The sequence below is a fragment of the Pseudarthrobacter sp. fls2-241-R2A-168 genome (assembly GCF_030209335.1).
Classification (GTDB): domain Bacteria; phylum Actinomycetota; class Actinomycetes; order Actinomycetales; family Micrococcaceae; genus Arthrobacter.
Window position 1 is genome coordinate 22,108 of the sequence record NZ_JARVSG010000013.1, and the last position, 22,241, is coordinate 44,348.

The following is a 22,241-nucleotide window of genomic DNA, read 5'->3' on the forward strand; positions in this document are numbered from 1 at the left end:
TTAGGCCGGTACCACGGATTCTTCAATGGCGCGCCGCATGAGCGCATGCTGCTTCTTCACCAGGTCGATGGGGTCCGATTCGCCCAGGTCGGCGAAGGCATGGCCTTCCCATTCGCTGGACAGGAAGCCCTGGTAGCCGCCCTTGACGAACTGGCGCACGATGCGCGGGATGTCCATGGCGGGCTCGTTGCCGTTCCCGTCGATGTCGTAGAACTTCGCGTGGACGTGGAACATCTGCGGCATGATGTCCAGCCATTCCTCCGGCGGGACCAGTCCGTGCATGTTGAACGCCAGCCGGGTGAAGGGGCCCAGCCGGGCGGGATCGAAGCTGTTGTCGCGCAGGTAGTCCTCGAACTCCTGGTTCCGCTCCTGCATGGGCAGCGGCTTGCGCCAGATGTCCTGCATAACAGCGAAGTGTTCCTCGGGCAGGCCCATCTGGGTCAGGGTGCGGAACAGCGTGGGCGACAGGCTGTGCATGGTGGAGCTGAAGTCCGCCGTGAAGCCCAGCCGGTCGCTGCCAAGCTCCTCGTACATCTCGCGGATCTGGAGGATCTTGGGATCGTTCGGGCCCTGGGGCGCGTGGATCTCGTAGCCGAGCTTCTGGTCGTACTTCTCGGCCAGCGGAAGCAGCCGGCGGAGCAGTTCCTTGCCCGCGGACCGGATAACGATCTTGTTGAAGCCCAGCGTGTTGGCGGTCTTGAGCTGCCGGGCGAAGAAGTCGAACTCCTCGTCCGGCGTCATGTCGCGCTCTTTACGGCGGCCCATGTCCAGGTTGGTGCCTACTGCGCTGGGGGTCAGGCCGTAGCGGTCCATGCTGTCCCGCCACAGGCGGACGAAATCCTCGTCCACGTCCGGGTAGGTGCGCAGCATCTGGGCGATATTGAATTCGACGCCGGGGCCGAGGCCTTCATCGGCGACCGCCTTGATCAGGGTCTCCGGGGTGTAGAGCCCGGCGGCGAATTCCGAGGTGAGTGAGTAAAGGGTGATGCCAAGCTCGATGCCCGAGCCTGCGATGCCTTCTGACATGTCTTTGATTCCTTTTGTTTCAGCCGTGGACGGGCTGGGCGAGGTGGCTGCTGAGGATGCGGCGGGCTTCCGTTGCGTCGGTGATCATGGCGGAACCGGCATTGGCCGCTGCTGAACGCTGGACGGCCTGCTCGCCGCGGATGATCTCGAACGGGTCCTGCCAGTTGTTCCAGTGCCAGCCTTCGTATTCGCTGGAGATGGCACCCGAGTAGCCGTTTTCCACGAGTTGCCGGACCAGGCCGCGCACGGGCACTGAGGGCTCTTCGCCTTTTTCATCAATGCCGAAGAACTTGCCGTGCACGTGGCGGACCCAGGGCATGATTTCCAGCCAGGTGTCCAGCGGTGCAGGGCCGAACAGTCCCGTTCCGTTGATGCCGAAGTCGATGCCCAGGTCCGGCCGGCCGTTCCGGGCGGCGAGGCCAATGAAGGCGCCGAAACGTTCGCCGTGGACCTTCTGGTTGTTGGGCGGTCCTTCGGCATAGAAGCCGTCCCACAGGTCAACCACCTGCCGGAGCAGGTCCTCCGAAGCACCACGGCGGCGGTAGGCCTCCAGGAGGGAGGGGGCGAACCCGGTGACGGTGGCCCCCCAGTCGGCAGTGAAGCCGAGCAGCGGGGAATCGAGCTTCTCGTAGCGGTCGCGCAGGGCCAGGACGCGTTCGTGCGCGCCGTGCTGGTCGGCGTGGACTTCGAGGGCCAGGGTGACGCCGTACTTCTCGGCCACGGGCAGCAGGCTTTCCATGGCGTCGGGGGTCAGCGAGATCTGCACGCGGGCGATCGGGAAGCCGAGCCTGGCGGCGACTTCGATCTGCTTGCGCATGTATTCGACCAGCTCGTCGTGGTTCATCAGCCGGTCCCGCCGGATGCCGGTATCAACGTTCACTGCCAGCGACGTGGGCACGAGGTCCACCTCGGCCACCAGGTCGCGGAACTGGCCCACAAAGGTGTCATCGATGCGGTCCGGGAAGCCGCGCAGGCTGGAGAACCCGATAACCTCAAGGCCCGGACCGAAACCTTCGGCCGCCACCTTGCGGATGAGGCCGTCGAGGTCGTACTGCCGGGCGTGGAAAGCCCGGGTGAAGCTGTATAGTGTGACGCCCTGGATCGGCGTGCCGAGGCTGGTCATCGCTGTGCCACCTTCATGGTCTTGGTGTCGTGCTCTTCGATATGCAGCACGCCGTGGTCGGTGATGATGTAGGGGATGTAGAGCTTCAGGTCCACCCGGACCTCGTGCTCTGCGTTGTCATCCCGGACGGGAAGCTCGCCGGAAAGGACGGCCGAGTCCAGCGGGTACCACCACTCGCCGGTTTCATCCACGAGCTCTTCAAAGCTGAACGTGCGGTTGTTCATGGTCCAGCGCAGCGTGTCCTCCGGCGCGGCAACGCCGTCAACCGTCAGTGCTGCGCCGGCGATGCATGAGCCCGGAAGGGCGCGGTACCAGGGGATCCGGACTTCGACGGCGGTGCGGCCGTCCTGGGTGGTAAGTGTTCCCTGCTCGATTATGCGGTCGGCGATCATCGAGACCTCCTTGTCTGCGGCATGCCTTGCCGGTGAGTGAAATGCCTGTGCTGGAACGAAGTGGCCGCTCTACCGGCACTTATTCATTATTTAGACAGTCTATTGTCTGATTCGGACATAAGTAAAGAGCTGGTGATTTCTTCAGCGATTTTCCGTGCGCCGCGCACGGCGAGCGCCACCGACGTCAGGGTGGGATTGCACGCTGTGGCGGTGGGGATAACGCCGTTGCCGGCCACAAAGAGGCCGGGGACCTGCCACACCTGGCTGTCCGGCGAACAGACACTCTCGCCGTCGTCCGTCTCACCCATGCGCGTGGTGCCCTGGTAGTGCAGCGACGCACCCGGCGGCAGGACAAAGGGACGCTCGTCCAGCGGTTCGCCCACCGCTTTGCCCAGGCGGACAATTTCCTGCCTGGCGCGGTCCAGCACGTCGTGGTCCCGCTCGGTCAGCCGGTAATGGATGCGCATGGCGGGCATCCCGTAGGAGTCACGGGTGTCGTCGTCGAACGCCACCCGGTCCTCGCGCTGCAGGTCCTTGGCGCAGAACAGGCCCAGCCCCACGATCGAGCCCGGGACGATGGGATCATCATCAGCCAGGGGAACCGGAGAGGCATCCAACTGCATGATCTGGCCATGGAAGGGCGCCTCGTCCGTGTAGGGAACCCAGGCCACTCCGCTTTGCTCGCTGAGGGCGCCGCTGGCGGCCGCCGGCGCGTCCTCGGGCTGGACGTCGCGGAGCCTGCTCGCGAAGACCACCTGCGCCTGGTCGTTGAGGTAGCGGCCCAGGGCGTCGGGCCGGATCCCGGAAGCCCACAGCAGCTGCGGTGTGCGCAGGGCGTCCGCCCCCACCACAACGTAACGGGCGGCCACCTGATAGGTGTCACCGCTGCGGCGGTCCTGGACTTCGATGCCGGCAGCAGTGCCGTCCTCCACCAGGACACGGGTCACCAGCGATTCGTCAAACAGTTCAAACTGCGGATTATCGCGGGTGGCCTCCCCCATGACGACGTCGGAGCCGGACCATACAAGGGCGCCATCGTCCCGCCGGTGTACAGCAAGGGGCATGGGCTGGACGCGGTAGGCAGGCTTCCGGCCCTGATCCACTACCTTGGCGAGGCGTTCCCTGACCACGTCCGAGAACGGGGCACCATCAAAAGCGTGCGCGGTGACGCCCAAAAGGCGGTCCGCGTCGTTAAGGAGCTCTTCCAGGTCCGGGAGGAACGGGATACGCTCCTTGCCGCCCGGGCGCGGGCAGGCGGCCGTCCAGTGGGCGGCCATCCCGCCCACATTGCTGGACATGGCTGCGACGGGCATGCCGTCCTCGCCTGGGAAAGCGTAGCCGTCCTGCAGCAGGTAGGTTCCGGGGCGGGCGCGGCGTTCGCCGCTCTTGACGGCACCGGGCGAATTCACCGTTGCGGCACCGGCGCCGGGGCCCTCCGATGCCCGCTGTGCCAGGCTGCGGCGGTCAGGATCCTCAATGTTCTTGACATGCGCGCCCGGCGGGTTGCTGACCGTGGGGCCCACTTCGAACATGGCGATGGTGGCGCCAGGGGCTTCTTCGCTGAGGATCCGCGCGTAAGCCGAGGCCGTGGGTCCACTGCCGACGATCGCGACATCAACGGCGGCAGGATACCGGTTGCCGCTCACCGCCCCGCCACCAGTTCCTGGATGCGGCGCACCGACTTTGCCGACTCGATGGTCGGGTAGTACTCGAGGCCGATGGGGCCGGTGTAGCCGCTGTTGCGCAGGTCAGCGAACCGGGCGGGCCAGTCAATGGAGCCGGAGCCGGGCTCCCCGCGGCCCGGAGCGTCGGCGATCTGCACGTACTTGATGAGGTCCCCGGCATTGGCCAGCTCGGCAGCCACATCCTCGCCTTCGACGGTGGAGTGGTAGAGGTCGTAGAGGACGCCGAAGTTGGGCGAATTGACACCCCTGGCCACGTAGACCGCTTCCGAGGTCCGGTCCAGAAGCGCCCCGGGGTGATCCACCCGGACGTTGACCGGTTCGAGGACCAGCGTGATGCCGGAACCCTCAATATGGGCCACGCCCCTGGTGAAGATCTCGATCAGCTCATCCAGCTGGTCCTGCCGCTTGCGGCCACCGAAGCCGGTGCCGCTGCCCACCACAATCCGGGGGCAGCCCAGCTGGTGGGCGACCTCGACGCCGGCATCCAGTCCGGTGTAGAACGGCGCGTGGTCCTTCGGCGGGATCATGAACTGCATCCGCGGTTCCGCCAGCTGGGCGGTGAGCTGGACCCCGGTTTCCTCCAGCGCTTCCTTGAGGGCGGGAATGTCCTTCCCTGTGGGTCCCCACATTTCCACGGCATCGAAGCCGGCAGCGGCTGCGGCGCGGACACGGTCAGCGGCGCTGGGGCCCGCTTCAGAGAACAAAAGGTCGATATTGGGTGCGAGCTGGTACATGCGTGGCTCCTCGGTAGTTGAGAGTGGTCAGTAGGAATGTGGCCCGGCGGCCATGTCCGGGCGGGCCTGTTTTTGGGCGCAAAGGATCACGGCAGCCCGCTTGTGCGGTTGGTGCTGGGCGGTTTAGTGGTTGGCGGTTCCGGCCGTGCCGGTCAGCCCTTCAGGCCGCCGGAGAAGCCCTGGATGAAGCGCTTTTGGGCGAACAGGAACAGGGCGAGGATGGGGATCATGGACACGATGACAATGGCGAAGATCGAGTTCCACTGGGAGACCAGGGAGCCGATGTAGTAGTACATGGCCACCGGCAGTGTCTGGTTGGCGGAGCCGCCCAGGAAGATCAGCGACGTGAAGAAGTCGTTCCACACGATGAGCCCGGCGAAGATGGTGACCGTTCCGGTGGCGGGAGCCATCATGGGAAACACCACTTTGGAGAAGATCTGAGACTTGCTGGCGCCGTCGATGGTGGCCGCTTCTTCGTAGTCGGTGCCGAGGCCGCGGAAGAAGTTTGCGTAGAGGAAGATCGACAGCGGCAGGAGCATGCCGGTGTAGAGGACGATCAGGCCCCAGGCGGATCCGGTGAGTCCCAGGGCCCGTGCACCCATGTAAAGGGGGACGGCGCCGAGCTGGCCGGGAAGGATGATGGCTACCAGGAAGAGGTAGTACGCGCCCTTGCTCCAGCGGCGGGTGCTGCGGGAGATGACGTAGCCGGTGATGGAGCCGAGGGCGATGAGCCCCACGATGCTGCCCGCGGTGATGATGACGCTGTTGACCAGCCCCATCACCACATTGGAGTTGCCGGTGGCGGTGAGGACGTCGATGAAGTTGCTGAAGTCCGGGCTTTTGGGCGGAGCCAGGGCTGAGGTGGTGAACAGCTCGGTGTCCGGCTTCAGAGCAGTGGTCACCAGGAAGTAGAACGGCGTGAGGAACAGCAGTGCGAGCGCCCACAGGCCGATCTCGCGGAGCAGGGTGAGTTTGGTGTAGCGGAACATGGCTTAGTCCTCAGGGTTCGAACGCGTCAGCCGCTGCTGGATTACGGCGAAGATCAGGATGATGGCTGCGAGCACCAGGGCCAGGGCGGCACCGCCCCCGAAGTTTCCGAGCGCAAACGCCTGCTTGTAGACCTGGGTGGCCAGGGTTTCCGTTGCCCCCGCCGGTCCGCCGCCGGTGAGCGCCATGATGGGATCGAAGACGCGCAGTCCCTGGACGATTCCCAGCGTGGTGGCGATGGCGACGGCGGGACGGATAGCGGGCAGGGTGACGTTGCGGAACCGCTGCCACAGGTTGGCGCCGTCAATGGCCGCCGCCTCCTCCACTTCCGCGGGGACACCGGCCAGGCCGGCCATAAAGATCACCATGGCAAAACCGGTGGAAGACCAGACCAGCACCACCAGGACGGTCCAGATGGCCCACTGCGGGTCTGCCAGCCACGGCTTGGCCTGGTCGCCGGCGCCTATTGCGGTGAGGAAGGCGTTGAGCGGGCCGTCGAAGTCGAAGATGTATTTCCAGATGTAGGCCGTGGCCAGCGGGCTGAGCACCACCGGCATAAAAAACAGGGTCCGGAGGATGTAGCGCGTCTTGAGGATGCGGTTCAGGCCCAGCGCGATGACCAGCCCGGCGATGTTGCCCAGGAGGACTGAGCCAAAGGCAAGGAAGAGTGTGTTGGAGAGGGCTCCGACTTTCGTGGGGTCCTTGAAGATGGCCTCAAAGTTGGCCCAGCCGGTGATCTTGAACGCGCCGATGCCCGTCCAGTTGGTGAAGGCGAAGAATCCGCCGATCCCGGTTGCCACATAGTGGATGGCAAACACCAGCGCGATCCCGGGCAGGGCCCACCACCAGTGTCCGAATTCCAGGCCGTGGCCCCGGGAGCGGGCGTTCTGGCCCGCCCCCGGAGTGCGCCTGCCTCGCCGGGGTGCTTCTGCTGCTTCGCTTTTCGGTTGCATCGTCGCAGTCATGGTATTCCTTGCTTGTCCCTTTGAGTGGTCGGAACGTTGATGGTGAAAAACGCTACTGGCCCCAGGCGGCGTCCATGGCCTGCAGGACCTGGTCGGGGCTCTTCTGCCCGGTGATGATGCCTTGGACCCCCGTGGCCAGCGCGTCGTAGACGGCGGAATTCGGCCACTGGATGTTCGGCAGCGGGCCGTACTTTCCGTCCTTGATCAGGTCGCCGACGTTCTTGTAGGCGCCGCTTCCGAAGTCGTACTTGTCCAGTCCGGTGACCGGAAGGGCGCCGTCGATCTCGGCGAAGGCCTTGGTCTGCTCCGGCTCGGCAGCCCAGTCGAGGAATGCCTTGGCAGCGTCCTTGTTCTTGGAGGCTGCGTTGATGGAGAAAGCGTAGTTCGCGCTGGCGAAGACGTAGCTCTTGCCCGAGCTTTCCGCCGGCAATGCCCGGACCGAGAATTTAGCCCCGCCGGCTGCGGATTCCAGCTGCTTCCAGCTCGGGGCCGGGATGAAGCCGCTCACGGACGTTCCGCCGGCAAGGCCCTTGGTGATGGCGTCGAAACCGCCGCCGGCCGCGCCCTTCTGGAAGCAGCCCGCATCTTTAAGGGTGTTGACTGCCTGGAGGGCTGACTTCCAGCCGTCAGAACCGGCGAAGGTGGTCTCCTTGGCGGCGCGTTTGTCGTTCCACTTCGGATCTTCCGCGTAGACGCGGGAGGCCGCCAGTGACATCGCCATCAGGCCGGTGTTGGGAGGGGCTGCTCCCGCGAGCGCAAACAGGGATTTGCCGGAGGACTCCAGGCTCCTGCACTGCTCCTGGAGGGAGGAGAAGTCGGCAGGGAAGCCGCCGGCCGCCTCTGCGGCCGTCTCATTCGAGACCAGGGCAGCGACAGTGATTTCCGTGGCCTGGCCGTAGACCTTGCCGTCGGTTCCGAAGGTGCTGTCGCTTCCCTCGGGGAGCAGCTCCTTGGCGGCATCGTCCAGCGGCTCAAGGAAGCCGGCTTCGGCGAGCGGCAGGATGCTGCGTCCGGTGCCGGCTCCGGGTGAGGTCACCACGACGTCTGAGGCGTTGCCTGCCTGGAGCTGGGTGCGCAGGGTTTGGTCGTAGGAGTCATTGGGCTGCGGGTTGAACGTGATCTTCACGTCGGGGTGCGCCTCCATGTACTTCTCGGCGAGCACCTGGAAGGGGCTTTCGATGGTGTTGGAGGTGGCGAAGGACAGCGAAAATTCCTTCGAGCCTCCGGAGGAGGCGTTGCTGCCGGTGGAGGCCGAGCAGCCGGTAAGGACGAGGGCGGCGATGGTGGGGACGGCGAGGGCGCCGGCCTTGAGGCCTGAATAGCGACGGTGCTGTGTCATGTCCAGCCTTTCTGACTTCGTTGTCGAAAACATCCGGGAGCCGTGACCCCGGTCACTCATCAGTATGCAGGAGATGTGCAGAAAAAGCACATAAGTATTGCAGATGCCAGACATAAGTTTCACGGGGGTCTGCGGAAGCCCGGGTTGCATCGGGCGATGTGATGCACCACACCAGGTCTATTGATGCCGCTGATACACTGGCGGGACGAAAATTCACCGTTGAAAGATCGACGTGCCGTGACAAATAATGTCCTGCTTTCCCGGCTCGACCTCAACCTGCTGATCTCGCTGGATGCGCTCATTACCGAGCGGAGCGTGACGAGGGCAGCCGAGCGGCTTCATCTGAGCCAGCCAGCCCTGAGCGCTTCTCTGGCTCGGCTCCGGTCCCACTTCGGGGATCCCATTCTGGCCCGCCGCGGCAATGCCTATGAACTCACGCCCTTCGCCCTGCGGTTGGCTGAGCACACCACCACAGCCTTGGAGGCGGCCCGGCGCGTCTTCGAGAGCCAGGCCACGTGGGAGCCCGCCGAATCGGAACGCGAGTTCTCCATCTACGGCTCCGATTACGGCTTCACCACCATCGGCCGGGTGGTATCCGAGCTCGCGGCCGAGCGCGCCCCCGGCGTCCGGTTCCGGTTCATGCTGCACAACCCGATGGTGGTGGAGGACGCAGCCAACCGCCTCCGGTCAGTGGACGGCATCCTGATTCCGCACGGGTTCCTTTCCGGCCTCCCCTACCTGGACCTCTGGCGGGACGGCTGGGTGGCAATCGTTTCCACTTCCAACGACACCGTCGGCGAAAAAATCACCATGGAGAACATCGCCGAACTTCCGTGGGTGATGACGTACCAGACCCGATCCGCATCAACCTCGGCGGAACGGCAGATCATGCAGCTCGGTGTTGAGCCGCGGGTGGACGTGGTGGTGGAGAGTTTCCAGTCCTTGCCGCATTTTGTGGTGGGAACCAACCGGATCGCGCTCATCCAGGCGGCGCTGATACCGTTCGCGCTGCGTGTGGGCGGCGTGCGGATCCTCCCGCTCCCCTTCGATGCCACGCCGCTGGTGAACGCCCTGTGGTGGCACCCGGTGCACAACCGCGATTCGGAGCATGAGTGGATGCGGGGCCTGTTCAAGGAGGCGGCCGATATCGTCGCCGCCGCGGTCGCCAAGGACGCCCCTCAAGCCTCGGCTTAAAAACCGCAGTTAAGAGTCCCCGGCTTAAAAGCCGCAGTGCCCGGCCGGGTGAACGGACGGGCACCGGGGAGGCACAACGCTGGGGGGTCAGGCCGATGCCAGGGCAGAGCGCATGCTCTTGCGGATCAGGTCATGCTGCTTACGGACCAGCAGCAGCGGATCCACCTCGCCAAGCTCGGCGAAGGCATGGCCCTCCCATTCGCTGGACCAGTAGCCGCGGTACCCGCCCTCCACGAACACGCGGACCAGTTCCGGGTAGTCGATGGCTGGCTCGTTGCCGTGGTCGTCAATGTCGTAGAACTTCGCATGGACGTGCATGATCTGGGGCATGATGTCCGCCCAATCCTTCGGACTGACATGGCCGTGCATGTTGAAGGCCAGGTGCGCGAAAGAGCCAAGGCCGGCAGGATCGAAGTCCCGTGCCCGCAGGTAGCCGATGAACTCCTCCTGCCGCGCCCGCATGGGGGCATCGGTGGCCCAGATGGCCTGCAGCTTTTGGACCGCTTCGTCGTCGAGCCCGGCCCGTCGGACGGCACGCAGGAGCGTTGGGGACATGCTGTGCATGGTGGAGGAGAAGTCGGCCACGAAGCCCAGCAGCGGTGAATCGAGTTCCGCGTACACGTCGCGGACCTTCATGATCTCCGGGGAGTTGGGGCCCAGTGGTGCGTGGATCTCGTAGGCAAGCTTGAGCTCCAGGTCCTCGGCGAGCGGCAGCAGCCGCCGCAGCAGCTCCGGCTTCGCGCTCTGGATGCGGACCAGCGGGAAGCCGAGCTTCTTGGCGCCGTGGAAGAGCGTCTCGGTGAACTCGTATTCCTCGTCGGGTGTCATGTCGCGGTCACGGCGCCGGCCCATGTCCAGGTTGGCACCGAAGGAGCTGGCGGTGAAGCCGTGCTTGTCGAAGGCCTCCTGCCAGGAACGGGCGAAGTCGTCCGAGACGTGCGGATACGTTGGCAGGACCTGGGAGGCCACGATCTCGATGCCCGGGCCGATGCCCAGCTCCGCCACGCGGTTCAGCAGGCCGTCGAAGTCGTACCAGCCGGCCCGGAACTCGGCGCTGGCCGAGTACAGGGTGAGCCCGAGCGAGAATGGATCGTCCTCAGCCTTTGGCGGAGGCGGGGTGACCGCCGTCGTCAATTCAGGAGCCGCAGCGGCCCTGTCCGTGACGGTCAGCTCGAGTGTCTGGTTCACGAAGTTGGGGACGTACATCCCGGGCCCGCCGTCCTGGCCCGGGGCGATCTGCATGTAAGGCAGGCGCAGCTCTCCGATGAGCTGGACGGTGTGCTCCTCGCCCAGGGCCACCGGGGTATCCTGTCTGGCGATCAGCAGGGGGTGTTCCTGCAGGTACCAGAGGGTTTCGCTCTGGGCCGGGAGGTCGGCGAGCGCGTAGCGGACGCCGCTTAGTTCCAGGGCCAGGTCCTCGGCAGGCACGTCCTGCCCGTCGATACTGAGCCGCAGGCTGGAGACCGAGGAGAGCCAGAGGCTTCGGTACCACGGCAGAGTGAGCGCAAGGGCCAGTCCGTCCGGGTGGGTGCGGAGGCTTGAATCGTCAAGAAGTCCGTTTGGCATTGTCTGTTCTCTTTGCTGGGAGGGAGGGGTCAGGGAAGTTCGGAAGTGATGCGGCGGATCAGGGCGTGCTGGCGGCGTACCTGCTCAATGGCCCGCCACGGTGTGCGCTCACCTTCGTATTCGCTCGAGAGGTAGCCGGTGTAGCCCGAGTCTTTGAGCGCCTTGAGCACGGGCAGCCAGGGAATCTGCTGGTCCTCGAGTTGGTCGCTGATGTCGTGGAACTTCGCCTGGACGAACACCACGTGCTGGGCAATAGCTGCGAAGTCGGCCGGGTCCACGCCGATGCCGTCCAGGAAGGCGGGCCGGGTTTCGCGGGTCTCGCCGTCGCGCAGCGGGATGGGGCGGTCCTGGAAGATGCCGGTGTCGATGAGCAGGCCGAAGTTCTTGGTTCCGGTCCGTTCGATGAGGCTGATGTAGTCCTCGATGACGGGGTGCTTGATGGGCGTGGGGGAATGGATCTCGGGGCAGATGATGATCCCCAGTTCGTGGGCCAGGTCCAGGGAACGCTCCACAGATTCAGTCCAAATAGGGTCCGGAACCAGGTCGCTGGAGACCACGCCGATCTTGGGCCGCACGAAGCCGAAGCCCAGCCGGTGGGCCAGCCGCAGGTCGCGCTGCAGCGCCGCTGCACCCTCGGCAGCCGTCATGCTCCGGCCCGGGTGCAGGCGGGTATCGATCCAGGACCCGTAGTTCGTGGGCTCCAGGGAGTACTTCTCGAGCAGGCTGAACCAGTTGTCGATCCACGCAGGGTCGGGTTCGGGGTAGCCGGGGACGTGGCCCTCGCCGAGGATTTCAACGCCGGTGGCGCCAACGTCCGCGATGGAGGCCAACGCAGTCTCCAGGTCCATGACCGTGCCGTAGTCGCCCATGTAGCTGTAGAGGGAAACGCCGTAGCGGAAGGTGTCCCCGCCGCCCTCCGGGGCCAGCGTGACTGCGCGGCTGACACGGTGGACGGTGGGTTGGTGCTCCACGGGAATATAGGACATGCGCAGCCGCAGTTCGATGGTGAGTTCATGGACGCCCTGCGGCAGGCCGCCGTCGAACGGAACGGTGACCACGGCGGCTTCCTCGAGGGGCCAGCGCACTCCGTCGTTATCCCAGAGCTGCTGCAGCGTGTAGGTCCGCCCGCCGAAGGTCCAGAGCGGAACGGCAGGGCCGACGTCGACGATGTTGCCCACGCGGACTGCGATGCCGTCGATCAGCGACGCGGCCATGCCGCGGTAGGAAGGCATCCGGACACGGAACTGGAAGCCGGTCACACGCCCGCCCTCGGTGACGTTGCGGAAGCCGACTGACTGGATGAGGTCTCTTTCGAGAAGCATCGTTGCTCACTCTCTCTAGGTGCACACCGATCGTAGCATCGTTATGTCGCTTTCACACTAAAGTCTGTAAGCTTTCTCCCTAACCCGACTTGCCAAATAATAGGAGCCCAGATCGCATGGCTGACGTGTTGAACGCACTCATCCTCTCGGGACACATGACCTGCGAGCACGACAACGAATTCCGCAGCTTCCGGGCCCACAACCAGTGGCTCACCACGCTGCTCGAGGACACGGGCCGGTTCCGCGTGCGCGTCATCGAGGACCCGCGGGGGCTCGGCGCGAACGTCATCGACAGGTACGACGTGGTCATCATCGTGTTCGAGGGCCGGGACGGATACCACGAAAAAGCCGTCGGTTTCGGCGCTGAAACGGACGCGGCCCTGCTGAAATTTGTCCACGACGACGGCAAAGGGATCGTCTGGTTCCACGGCTCGGCTGTCCAGGAGGACGACTGGGGTTACCCCGAGGAGTACAACATCATGCGGGGCGCGAAGCTCAGCGTTCCCACCGGGCTGCGTCCGCGTCCCTGGGGTGAGGCCCTGCTGCAGACGGCCCGGCCCCGCCACCCCATCACGGAGGGCATCAGCGACACATGGACGGTCACGGGTGATGACATCCTGACGGGCGTACAACTGTACGAGGGCGCAGAGGTGCTTCTCTCAGTGTTTGACGACCTGGAGTCGTACAAGAAGGCGCCGATGTGGCCCATGCCCCACTATCCGGTGGCCATTCCGGCGGAGGGCATCGAAGGCCTCCCCGGCATCAACACGCTGCAGCCCCTTGCCTGGATCAACAACTATGGCGAAGGCCGCAGCTTCACCATCACCATCGGGCATGACATTGACACCTTCCGGCGGATCGAGTTCATCCGGATGTTCCCCCGCGGCGTGGAGTGGGCGGCCAGGGGGAAAGTCAGCCTGGAAGGACCGGACCGTCGCGGTGACCGTCGCTTCCTGCCGTGGCCTTACTACAACCACGAGGGGTAACGAAGGGCAATCCGGCCTAGCCCTCCCCCGTCGCCCCGTTCAGCTCGGCGCGCGTCGGAGGGTTGGCGCCGGGCCGGGACACCGTCACAGCCGCCGCCTTGGCCGCGTGGGCAAGGAGTTCGGCCATGCCCTCTGCCGGAAGTTCGCGCAGGTCCTTGCGGTTCTGGGCACCGTCCAGGCCCCGGTCCACCAGGCCGGACAGCAGGGCTGCCATAAAGGAATCGCCGGCGCCCACCGTGTCTGCCACCTGAACACGCGGTGCCGCCACCTGCGCCTCGCCGGCCCGGGTTACCCCCCACGGCCCGTCAGCTCCACGGGTGACCACCACCATGGCCGGGCCCTCGTTGCCGCCCAGTTCCAGCCAGCGGCGGGCAGCGTCGAGCACGTCCGTGTCCGGGTAGAGCCAGGCGAGGTCTTCGTCGGAGGCCTTCACCACGTCAGCGAGTGAGACGAACTTTTCCGTGTGGCGGCGCGCATAATCCACGTCGGTGATGATGCTGGGCCGGCAGTTGGGGTCGAAGCTGATGGTGGCGCGCGGGTGGGCGTATTCGACGGCGGCCAGTACGTCCTTGGCGCCGGGCGCCAGCATCGTCGCGATCGAGCCCGTGTGCAGCAGGGTGGTGCCCTGCAGCATAAACGCCAGCCGGTCGGCGATGCCGGGAAGCTCCCAGGTGAGGTCGAAGGTGTAGGTGGCGGCGCCGTCGTCGTCAATCAGGGCGGTGGCCACGCTGGTGGGAAGGTCGTCCGGGCCCAGCGGAAGCATCACGGAACTGGAGCGCAGGTGCGCGGCGACGGAATCGCCGTACGCGTCCCGGCCGTAGCGGCCGATGAACTGCACCGGGTGGTCCAGCCGGGCCAGGCCGACCGCAACATTGAGCGGGCTGCCGCCCACGTGGGCCTCGATCCCGGAGGCGCGCTGGACAACGTCAACAAGGCCTTCGCCAATAACTGTGAGCATGCCCATACTCTGCCAGAGGAGCGGCGCCGGCAGCAGTTTGTGTCAGGCCAGTTTGTGTCAGGCCAGCGCCGCAGCCCCCTGCGCCAGCCGGGTGATCTTTGCCCAGTCCTCGCCTTCCACCGCGCCCCGGGGCGTGAGCCAGCTGCCGCCGACGCACGTGACGTTAGGCAGCGCCAGGTACTCCGGCGCGGAGGCAAGGCTGATGCCGCCCGTTGGGCAGAACTGGACTGCCGGGATGGGCGCTCCGATGGCCGCGAGGTAATCAGGTCCGCCGGCGGGTCCGGCCGGGAAGAACTTCATCGCAGTGAGCCCGCGCTCCAGGACACCCAGCACCTCACCCACGGTGGCCACGCCGGGCAGCACCGGAACCTCCAGCTGCAGCATGTGGTCCAGCAGCGCCGGTGTCACGCCAGGGCTGACCAGGAACTGGGCGCCGGCAGCCACGGCGTCGTCAGCCTGGGCAGGAGTGAGGATGGTGCCGGCGCCCACCAGGATGTCCGGTACTTCGTTGGCGATGCGCTTCAGGGATTCAAGCGCGCTGTCCGTGCGCAGGGTCAGCTCGATGATGCGGACCCCGCCGTCGACCAGCGCCCGGGCCACCGGAACGGCGTGCTGGGGATCAGCGATGGTGACCACCGGGATGACAGGGGAAACGTGCAGGACGCTGGTTGCGTCAGCCATGGTTGATCTCTTTTCTCAGGCCATCCAGCCCGGTGTCGATGATGCGGTACCAGTGCGTCAGCAGGTCCGCGAAGGTGGTGTTGGCCGCGAGTCCGGCGTCAAAGATGCTGCGCACGCCCAGGAGCGCCGGCACCACGGTGGCGGCGGACCGCTCAGCTGGCAGGGCCTTCTGGAGCTCGTCCACCAGGGGATCGTTCAGGTCTGCCGCAGCAGTGGTGGCCACGTGGTGCATCCACGCGGCCACGGCGAGCGCGGCCCAGCGCGGTTCACGTCCGGCGTCGAGGGCGGCGCGTGCGGTGGTCAGCAGGCGGAGGCCGATTTTCTGCGAACCGTCGCTGCCTACCTTGGCGGTGGTATGGCCAAGCGCCGGGTTCGCGAAGCGCTCGAGGACCTGGGCGCAGTACGTTTCGCCGTCCAATCCCTTGGGGAGGCTGATGGTGGGCAGCGCGTCTTCGGCCAGCATTCGCTGGCATGCCACGCGGAAGGCGTCCTCCCCGACGGCGTCGCTGATGGTCGCCTTGCCGCTGGCCAGTCCGAGGTATGCCAGCATCGAGTGGCTCGCGTTGAGCAGGCGCAGCTTGGCCGCCTCCCACGCCGCCACATCGTTGCTGAACAGCGCCCCGGCTTTTTCCCAGGCGGGCCGGTCCCCCGCGAAGTTGTCCTCGATGACCCACTGCATGAAGGGTTCGGCCACCACGGCGGCCTCATCCCGGAGTCCCAGTTCACGTTCGACGGCGTCAAGGTCATCTGCTGTGGTGGCCGGCACCATCCGGTCCACCATGGTGCTGGGGAAGGTGACGTTGTCCTTCAGCCAGGCAAGCAGCGGGCCGGATTCTTCCTCGGGCAGGGCGGCGGCGAACGCCCCGACCAGGGTGCGGGTCAGTTCACCGTTGCCCGGCAGGTTGTCGCACGAGACCACGGTGAGCGGTCCTGCGCCGGCCAGGGCCCGTTTCTGGATGCCGCGCGTGACCTGTCCGATGGCGGTCAGCGGCGGGTTCCCGGCAAGATCGGCCTGGACCTGGTCATCCGCCAGGTTCAAGGAACCGGTGTGCGGATCGATCCGGTAGCCCTTTTCGGTGACCGTCAGCGTCACCACCCGCGTGCTGTCTGCGGCGATCCAGTCCACCACGGCATCCGGCCGGTCCCGGCCCGAGATGGCCTCCACGATGCTGGACACCACGCGGAGCGGTGCGGCACCGCTCCCCCGCTCAGCGACGCAGAAGAGTCCGTCCTGGGGAGCCAGCTGGCGCGCCACGGTGTCGGAACGCTGGGTGACTCCGACGATCCCCCAACCGGAATCACCGGTGGCGAGCATGGCTTCCTCGGTGAAGACGGCGGTGTGGGCACGGGCGAAGGCCCCAAGGCCGAGATGGACGATGCCGGGCTCGATGGTCCGGTCCGCAAGGGGTGCGCGGTGTTTGCCGTTACCGGCAAGGGAGGCGGCGCTCAGGCGTGTGATGGCGCTGCTCCTTCCGGTGCAAGGCCGCTGGAAGCGTGGGCGCGGGTTTGCTCCAGCGTGGGGATGAAGCCGGTGCCGCCCTTGCCGCCCACCACCAGTGATGCAGCTGCTGCACCGTACCGCGCGGCGGCGGGAAGGTTGTCGCCAAGGACCAGGCGGGCGGTGAGGGTGCCGACAAAGGCATCGCCCGCGCCGGTCTGGTCCACCACTGCCGGCGCCGGAATGGAATCGATCCAGGTTTTGTCCTGGCCTTCGCCGTCGAGCTGGATGCCGTCGGCACCGCAGGTGACTGCAACATTCCGGGCACCCAGGCTGCGCAGCTTCGCGGCGGCCTCCACCGGCGTCGGGCAGTCCAGGAGGGCCGACGTTTCACCGGGGAAGGATGGAGTCACCAGGAAAGCGCGGGGCGCGAGCTGCAGCAGTGCCGCCGTCGCCTCCTCCACGGAGGTGAGGCGGGGGCGGAAGTTGGGATCGAACACAAAGCGCCTGGCCACCGCGGCGGCCTTGAAGACCGCCGCCCGCGATGACTCTGAGATGGCGCAGGCGATGCCTCCGGCCACCACGGCGCCGGCAGCGGAGAAAACGGCCGGGTCGACGTCGTCGGGCCCCAGCGTGGAGCCAACGCTGCCGCTGCGGGCATACGAGAATTCGCGCTGCCCGTCCGGGTCGCAGTGGACCAGGTAGACGCCCTGCTGGCCGCGGCGGAATTGCAGCAGGTCGGGGGAAACGCCGAGTTCCACAATCCTGGCGGCGATCGCCTTGCCGAGGTCGTCGTCAGTCAGCACAGACAGGAGTCCCACGCGGGCACCCGCGGCAGCGGCAGCGGCGGCGACGTTGAGGGCGTCGCCGGAGATGCCGAGCTGGGCGGGGACGCCGTGGCCGAACGCCACGTCGGTGGCCACCTCAACGAGGATCTCCCCCATCACGACGACGTCGAACGGCTCTGGCTTCGAGGGTTGCGTTGGGATGCTCACCAGTCGTGCACCGATCCGTCGAGCCGCCGGTTGATGGGCAGGTACTTTGGGTCGAACGGGAACCGGGCGGCGGCTTCCTCGTTGAACTCCACGCCGATGCCGGGAGCATCCCCGGGGTGCATGTAGCCGTCATTGAACGTGTAGGAGGTGGTGAACACTTCGTTGGCGGGTTCCCGGTGGCCCATGTATTCCTGGATGCCGAAGTTGGGGATGCTCATGTCCACGTGCAGGGCCGCGGCGAAGGAGGCCGGCGACAGGTCGCCGGCGCCGTGCGAGCCGGAGCGCACGCCGTAGAGGTCAGCGAGGGAGAAGATCCGGCGCAGGTGCGTGATGCCGCCGGCGTGCGACACGGAGGTGCGGATGTAGTCGATCAGCCGTTCGGTGATCAGCTGCTGGCAGTCCCAGATCGAGTTGAACACCTCACCGACGGCGATGGGCGTGGTGGTGTGCTGGCGGATCAGGCGGAACGCGGACTGGTCCTCGGCCGGCGTCGGGTCTTCGATCCAGAAGGGCCGGTACTGCTCCAGTGAGGCTCCCAGCCGGCCGGCCTCGATGGGAGTCAGGCGGTGGTGCACGTCGTGCAGGACGTGCACGCCGTAGCCGAACTGTTCGCGCACATGGGCCATCATTTTCGGCGCGAAGTCCAGGTACGCCGTCGTCTCCCAGGTGTCCTCCTGCGGGACGTTGCCGCTGGCGGGCTCGTACAGCTTGCCGTCCACCGGGGCGATTCCGTAGGTCTTTTCCAGGCCCGGGACGGCGGCCTGGGCCCGGATGGCCTTGTAACCGAGGTCCAGGTGGTGCTGGAAGTCTGCGCCCAAGTCCTCCAGCGTGGAGCCGCTGGCGTGGCCGTAGACCATCACGCCCTCGCGGGCTGCGCCGCCGAGGAGTTCGTACACCGGCATGCCTGCGGCCTTGCCCTTGATGTCCCAGAGCGCGACGTCGATAGCGGCGATGGCGGTCATGGTCACCGGGCCGCGGCGCCAGTAGGCACCCTTGTAGAAGTACTGCCAGGCGTCCTCGATGCGGCGCGCGTCCCGGCCGATCAACAGCGGGCAAAGGTGCTCGGACAGGTAGGACGCCACGGACAGCTCGCGCCCGTTCAGGGTGGCGTCGCCGATGCCGGTGATACCGTCCTCGGTTTCAATAACGAGCGTGACGTAGTTCCGTCCGGGCGACGAAACCACTACCCGTGCGTCGGTGATCTTCACTGGTTGGTCCTTCAGGTGGGTGGTAGATAGAGCAAGTAGGTCGCAGTAAGTGTCGTTATGAGCCGCCATAACGACACTTACTGCTACTCAGTTGGGTGGGGTGGTCAGGTGGTGCTGAGGCGGAGCATGACCTTGCTGCTGCCGGCGGCCGGATCCGCGGAAACGCGCATGGCTTCCTCGGCCTGGTCAAGATCGAACGTGTGCGTGATAACCGGTGACACGTCCAGGCCTTCGGCCATGGCGCGGAGCGCGTCGGTGATCTCGTCCACAAACCGGTACGAGCCGATCCAGGTGATCTCGCGCGTGACCAGGTCCCCCAACGCCGCCGGTGCGGGGGCGCCGGGCAGGTTGCCCACCTGGACAATAGTGCCGCCGCGGGCCGTGGCGCGCAGGACTCCGCCGAGAACCGCCGGGATGCCGGTGGCTTCAAAAACAAGTTCCATGTCCTGCGGAAGGCTGCCGCCTGCCGAGACGTTCAGCACCTCATCGGCACCCATGGCCTTCGCAATAGCCAGTGACGCTTCGCTGATGTCAGTGGCGATGACGTTCCTGGCGCCGGCGTGCTTGGCCGCGGCGACAACCAGGGACCCGATGGGGCCCGCACCGTTCACCAGGACGTCCCGGCCGGTGAGGCTGCCAACCCGGCCGACGGCGTGAAGCGCGACGGCGAGGGGCTCGGCCAGTGCGCCGTGCAGCGTGTCCACGCCCTCGGGCAGCGGCCGGATCTGGGAGGCGCGGGCGAGCTTGCGTTCGCTGAAGCCGCCGTCCGTGTGGGGGTCAAAGGCGGCGGAGCCGAAGTAGCGAATCTGCGGGTAGAGGTTGGTCCGGCCCGCCAGGCGCTCCGGCATGGTGCCGTCCCCCACCAGTTCTGCGGGGTGGACGGTGACTGGCTGCCCCACCTCGAGGCCCGTGACGCCGGCGCCCAGCTGGGCGATCCGGCCGGCCACCTCGTGGCCAAGGACCAGCGGGGACTTCAGGACAGCCGTCCCCGAGCCGCCGTGGCGCCAGTACGAGAGGTCAGATCCGCAGATGCCGCCCCATTCGACGTCGAGCACTACCTCGCCGGGACCTGCTACAGGCTCCGGCCGTTCGTCGATCCGGAGATCATTGGCGCCATGGATTACAACGGCTTTCATACTGCGTCTTCCAGGCGGACCATGTCGCGGCCGCGGACCTCGGGCCCTACGAAGGCCGAGATGAGGGTGATCAGCGAGTACGCGATGAGCATCGCGGCCAGCGGCCACCAGTGGCCGGTGATTGCGGTGAGCGTGGCGGCCAGCAGCGGGCCGATGGCGGTGGCGAGGATGCCGCCGATCTCCTTGGCGAGCGCGAGCTGGGTGAAGCGGGTGCGGGCGCCGAAGAACTCGGCCATGGTGACGCTCTCCATAGCGAACAGGCTCAGCACGCCCAGGTTGAGGCCTGCCACCATGGCGACGGTGATGAGGACCGTGTTGCCGCTGGTGACCATCAACATCATGGGAATGGCGAACAGCGCGGTGAGGGAGCTGAGTGCCAGGTACAGCGGCCGCCGGCCGAAGCGGTCACCGAGGAGGCCCATGACGGGGATGGTGAGGAAGCCGAGCAGCGAGCCGTACATGATGGCGCTGGTGGCCACGCTCTTGTCCACCAGGAGGACGGTGGCGATGTAGCCGACGAGGAAGGTCTGCACGAGGCCGGAGTTGCCTGCCTGCCCGAAGCGAAGGCCGAGCGCGATGAGGAAGGCCTTGCCTTTGCGCTGGTGCAGCGCAGCTTCGATGGTGCTGGTCTTTGCCAGTTCCTGCGTTGCGGCGATTTCGCTCTTGGACAGTGCAACGCCATCGACAACGTCGGCACGCTCTTCGAAGACCGGGCTTTCCTTGAGGGACCGGCGGACCCAGACGGCGAAGATCATCAGCACGAAGCTGAACAGGAACGGGATGCGCCATCCCCAGGCCAGGAGCTGCTCCTCCGAGAGGGTTGCGGCCAGGATTGCCCAGATGGCAGATGCGGCCAGGGTTCCTGAGTTGGTGCCCAGGGACACGAGGGAAGAGATGAGGCCGCGGCGGCGGGCGGGAGCGAACTCAGCCAGCATCACGGTAGCGCCCGCGATCTCGGCGCCGGCACCGAAGCCCTGCGCCAGGCGCAGGGCCACCAGCAGGATGGGGGCCCAGACGCCGATCATGGCGTAGGTGGGGAGGACGCCGATCAGCGTTGTGGACGCACCCATCAGGGCGATAGTGATGAAGAGGACCTTCTTGCGGCCGATCCTGTCACCCATCCGGCCGAAGTAAACGGCACCCGCAAGACGGGCAACGTAGCCCACGCCGTACGTTGCCATGGCGGCGATGAGGCCGATGACCGGGCTGACGTCGGGGAAGAAGAGCTTGTTGAAGACGATGGCTGCTGCCAGCGAATACAACTGGAAGTCCATAAACTCCATGGCTGTTCCCAGCCAGCCGGAGACGGCGACCTTGGCCAGTTCGCGGGTGGGTTTTGCTTCCGCTTTGGTGTTGGGGGGCGCAATGCTTTCGGTCATCAGGTGCTCCTTTGCAGGCGATGCGAACGAAGGGGATAAAGCGGGGGACGCCGGCGGGTCTGCAGCAGTGACCAGCAGCACGTTCTACTACCATACAAGCACTACCATTCTAGTGTGTCAACAACATAGAATGAGGTCATGGCTAGGGATAAACAAGGCGCGGCCCCGCGGCTGTCCGTGCGGGACCAGACCCTTGAGACGCTTCGGCGGCGCATCATTTCGCTGCAGCTTCCCCCGGGGGAACCGCTGTCCGAGAACGAGCTCGCGCAGGAACTGGGCATCAGCAGGACCCCGGTACGCGAGAGCCTGATCCTGCTGCGCGAGGAGGGCCTGGTCCAGGTTTTCCCCCAGATCGGTTCGTTTGTTTCCCTCGTGGACCTGGCCCGGGTGTCCGAAGCGCAGTTTGTCCGGGAGGCCATTGAATGCGCGTCGCTGCGCGATCTTGCCATGGACAGCGCGGGCATCGCCGGCCTGCGGGAGATTCTGAAGGCCCAGTCGGAGGCCGATGCCGCCGGCGACGTGGAGGAATTCTTCCGGCTGGATGAGGACTTCCACCGGGAGCTGCTGCGCCTGGCGGGACACGAGTCCGCCTGGGCGGCCGTCAACTCCGCCAAGGCCCACCTTGACCGCGCCCGCCGCCTCAGCCTGCTGGACACCCGGCCGGTGGCCACGCTCATCGAGCAGCACACCGCCGTGGTGGATGCCCTGGAGACAAACAACCTTAACGATGCCGACAGCAGTCTCCGCCTCCACCTGCGGGGCGTCTTCGAGGACGTCCAGCGCATCCAGGAATCGACTCCTGAACTTTTCTCCGACGGCGCGGCGCCGCGTCCCGGCAGGCGCAGCGTCGCCCGCCTGACGTAGCAAGCGCGCACTTCTTCACGCCTCCTTGGCGGCAGAGCCCCTCGCAGTGGGCAACGACGGCAGCGGTATGGCTTTTCCCCGCTCCGTAAAACCAGTCCGCTAGAGCGTTGACAGAAAAGTGATCGATAACTAATACTGGTGTTACCGATCACTTTCCTGGCCGGCCAGCGATCGGACATCTTGTGCTGAGGAACCCATCCTCCTCAATGTCATGCACCATCTTCGGAATCCGGGAAGAACCGCCGCAGTGGCCCGTCCTTCCG

20 protein-coding genes are annotated in these 22,241 nt (G+C 66.1%); 3 read left to right on the forward strand and 17 right to left on the reverse strand.

The window, feature by feature from the left end:
- The 8 genes from QRN11_RS09395 to QRN11_RS09430 all read right to left on the reverse strand — a co-directional run bounded on the left by QRN11_RS09395 (position 1) and on the right by QRN11_RS09430 (position 8,251).
- Positions 1-1,026: a sugar phosphate isomerase/epimerase family protein gene (locus tag QRN11_RS09395; RefSeq protein ID WP_285250746.1), complete on the reverse strand. Its 1,026-nt coding sequence runs from the start codon at positions 1,024-1,026 to the stop codon at positions 1-3.
- Between the two features lie 19 nt (positions 1,027-1,045).
- Positions 1,046-2,149, reverse strand: coding sequence for a sugar phosphate isomerase/epimerase family protein (locus tag QRN11_RS09400; RefSeq protein ID WP_285250747.1), 1,104 nt, complete (start codon positions 2,147-2,149; stop codon positions 1,046-1,048).
- Entirely contained in the window at positions 2,146-2,541 is a 396-nt protein-coding gene (locus QRN11_RS09405) for a C-glycoside deglycosidase beta subunit domain-containing protein (RefSeq protein WP_285250748.1), read from the reverse strand. Before QRN11_RS09405 ends, QRN11_RS09400 begins: the two co-directional genes overlap by 4 nt.
- An 86-nt stretch (positions 2,542-2,627) precedes the next feature.
- Positions 2,628-4,187: a c-glycoside 3-oxidase CarA gene (carA, locus tag QRN11_RS09410; RefSeq protein ID WP_285250749.1), complete on the reverse strand. Its 1,560-nt coding sequence runs from the start codon at positions 4,185-4,187 to the stop codon at positions 2,628-2,630.
- Complete coding sequence (locus QRN11_RS09415) at positions 4,184-4,960, reverse strand: TIM barrel protein (protein WP_285250750.1); 777 nt, start codon at positions 4,958-4,960, stop codon at positions 4,184-4,186. The genes carA and QRN11_RS09415 overlap by 4 nt, the downstream gene beginning before the upstream one ends.
- 152 nt (positions 4,961-5,112) lie before the next feature.
- Complete coding sequence (locus QRN11_RS09420) at positions 5,113-5,949, reverse strand: carbohydrate ABC transporter permease (protein WP_285250751.1); 837 nt, start codon at positions 5,947-5,949, stop codon at positions 5,113-5,115.
- 3 nt (positions 5,950-5,952) lie between these two features.
- Positions 5,953-6,912: a carbohydrate ABC transporter permease gene (locus QRN11_RS09425; RefSeq protein WP_142062195.1), complete on the reverse strand. Its 960-nt coding sequence runs from the start codon at positions 6,910-6,912 to the stop codon at positions 5,953-5,955.
- Between the two features lie 52 nt (positions 6,913-6,964).
- Entirely contained in the window at positions 6,965-8,251 is a 1,287-nt protein-coding gene (locus QRN11_RS09430) for an ABC transporter substrate-binding protein (protein WP_285250752.1), read from the reverse strand.
- A gap of 237 nt (positions 8,252-8,488) precedes the next feature.
- Here QRN11_RS09430 and QRN11_RS09435 point away from each other — a divergent pair, with 237 nt between their 5' ends.
- Complete coding sequence (locus tag QRN11_RS09435) at positions 8,489-9,445, forward strand: LysR family transcriptional regulator (RefSeq protein ID WP_285250753.1); 957 nt, start codon at positions 8,489-8,491, stop codon at positions 9,443-9,445.
- Positions 9,446-9,532: 87 nt separating this feature from the next.
- On the opposite strand, the gene QRN11_RS09440 is transcribed toward QRN11_RS09435, so the two are convergent.
- Both QRN11_RS09440 and QRN11_RS09445 read right to left on the reverse strand, forming a co-directional pair.
- Positions 9,533-11,011, reverse strand: coding sequence for a C-glycoside deglycosidase beta subunit domain-containing protein (locus tag QRN11_RS09440; RefSeq protein ID WP_285250754.1), 1,479 nt, complete (start codon positions 11,009-11,011; stop codon positions 9,533-9,535).
- A gap of 29 nt (positions 11,012-11,040) precedes the next feature.
- Complete coding sequence (locus tag QRN11_RS09445) at positions 11,041-12,333, reverse strand: C-glycoside deglycosidase beta subunit domain-containing protein (RefSeq protein ID WP_285250755.1); 1,293 nt, start codon at positions 12,331-12,333, stop codon at positions 11,041-11,043.
- A 116-nt stretch (positions 12,334-12,449) separates the two neighbouring features.
- Here QRN11_RS09445 and QRN11_RS09450 point away from each other — a divergent pair, with 116 nt between their 5' ends.
- Positions 12,450-13,319 carry a ThuA domain-containing protein gene (locus QRN11_RS09450; protein ID WP_285250756.1) on the forward strand — a complete coding sequence of 290 codons (870 nt, stop codon included), beginning with the start codon at positions 12,450-12,452 and terminating at the stop codon, positions 13,317-13,319.
- A gap of 16 nt (positions 13,320-13,335) precedes the next feature.
- Here QRN11_RS09450 and QRN11_RS09455 read toward each other — a convergent pair whose 3' ends face one another.
- The 7 genes from QRN11_RS09455 to QRN11_RS09485 form a co-directional block, all read right to left on the reverse strand.
- On the reverse strand, positions 13,336-14,277 hold the full coding sequence (locus tag QRN11_RS09455) for a carbohydrate kinase family protein (RefSeq protein WP_285250757.1): 942 nt from the start codon (positions 14,275-14,277) through the stop codon (positions 13,336-13,338).
- A gap of 57 nt (positions 14,278-14,334) precedes the next feature.
- Positions 14,335-14,958, reverse strand: coding sequence for a bifunctional 4-hydroxy-2-oxoglutarate aldolase/2-dehydro-3-deoxy-phosphogluconate aldolase (eda, locus tag QRN11_RS09460; protein WP_285250758.1), 624 nt, complete (start codon positions 14,956-14,958; stop codon positions 14,335-14,337).
- Complete coding sequence (locus QRN11_RS09465; protein ID WP_285250862.1) at positions 14,951-16,417, reverse strand: mannitol dehydrogenase family protein; 1,467 nt, start codon at positions 16,415-16,417, stop codon at positions 14,951-14,953. The genes eda and QRN11_RS09465 overlap by 8 nt, the downstream gene beginning before the upstream one ends.
- Positions 16,405-17,340 (reverse strand): PfkB family carbohydrate kinase, encoded by a 936-nt coding sequence (locus tag QRN11_RS09470; RefSeq protein WP_285250863.1) that lies wholly within the window; start codon positions 17,338-17,340, stop codon positions 16,405-16,407. The genes QRN11_RS09465 and QRN11_RS09470 overlap by 13 nt, the downstream gene beginning before the upstream one ends.
- Before the next feature lie 47 nt (positions 17,341-17,387).
- On the reverse strand, positions 17,388-18,599 hold the full coding sequence (manD, locus tag QRN11_RS09475) for a D-mannonate dehydratase ManD (RefSeq protein WP_285250759.1): 1,212 nt from the start codon (positions 18,597-18,599) through the stop codon (positions 17,388-17,390).
- Positions 18,600-18,703: 104 nt separating this feature from the next.
- Positions 18,704-19,735 (reverse strand): L-idonate 5-dehydrogenase, encoded by a 1,032-nt coding sequence (locus QRN11_RS09480; protein WP_285250760.1) that lies wholly within the window; start codon positions 19,733-19,735, stop codon positions 18,704-18,706.
- The gene (locus tag QRN11_RS09485) at positions 19,732-21,114 is read right to left on the reverse strand and encodes an MFS transporter (RefSeq protein ID WP_285250761.1); all 1,383 of its coding nucleotides are present in this window, start codon (positions 21,112-21,114) and stop codon (positions 19,732-19,734) included. The genes QRN11_RS09480 and QRN11_RS09485 overlap by 4 nt, the downstream gene beginning before the upstream one ends.
- 138 nt (positions 21,115-21,252) lie before the next feature.
- On the opposite strand from QRN11_RS09485, the gene QRN11_RS09490 reads away from it, so the two are divergent.
- Positions 21,253-21,978: a GntR family transcriptional regulator gene (locus QRN11_RS09490; protein WP_285250762.1), complete on the forward strand. Its 726-nt coding sequence runs from the start codon at positions 21,253-21,255 to the stop codon at positions 21,976-21,978.
- Positions 21,979-22,241: the final 263 nt, after the last annotated feature.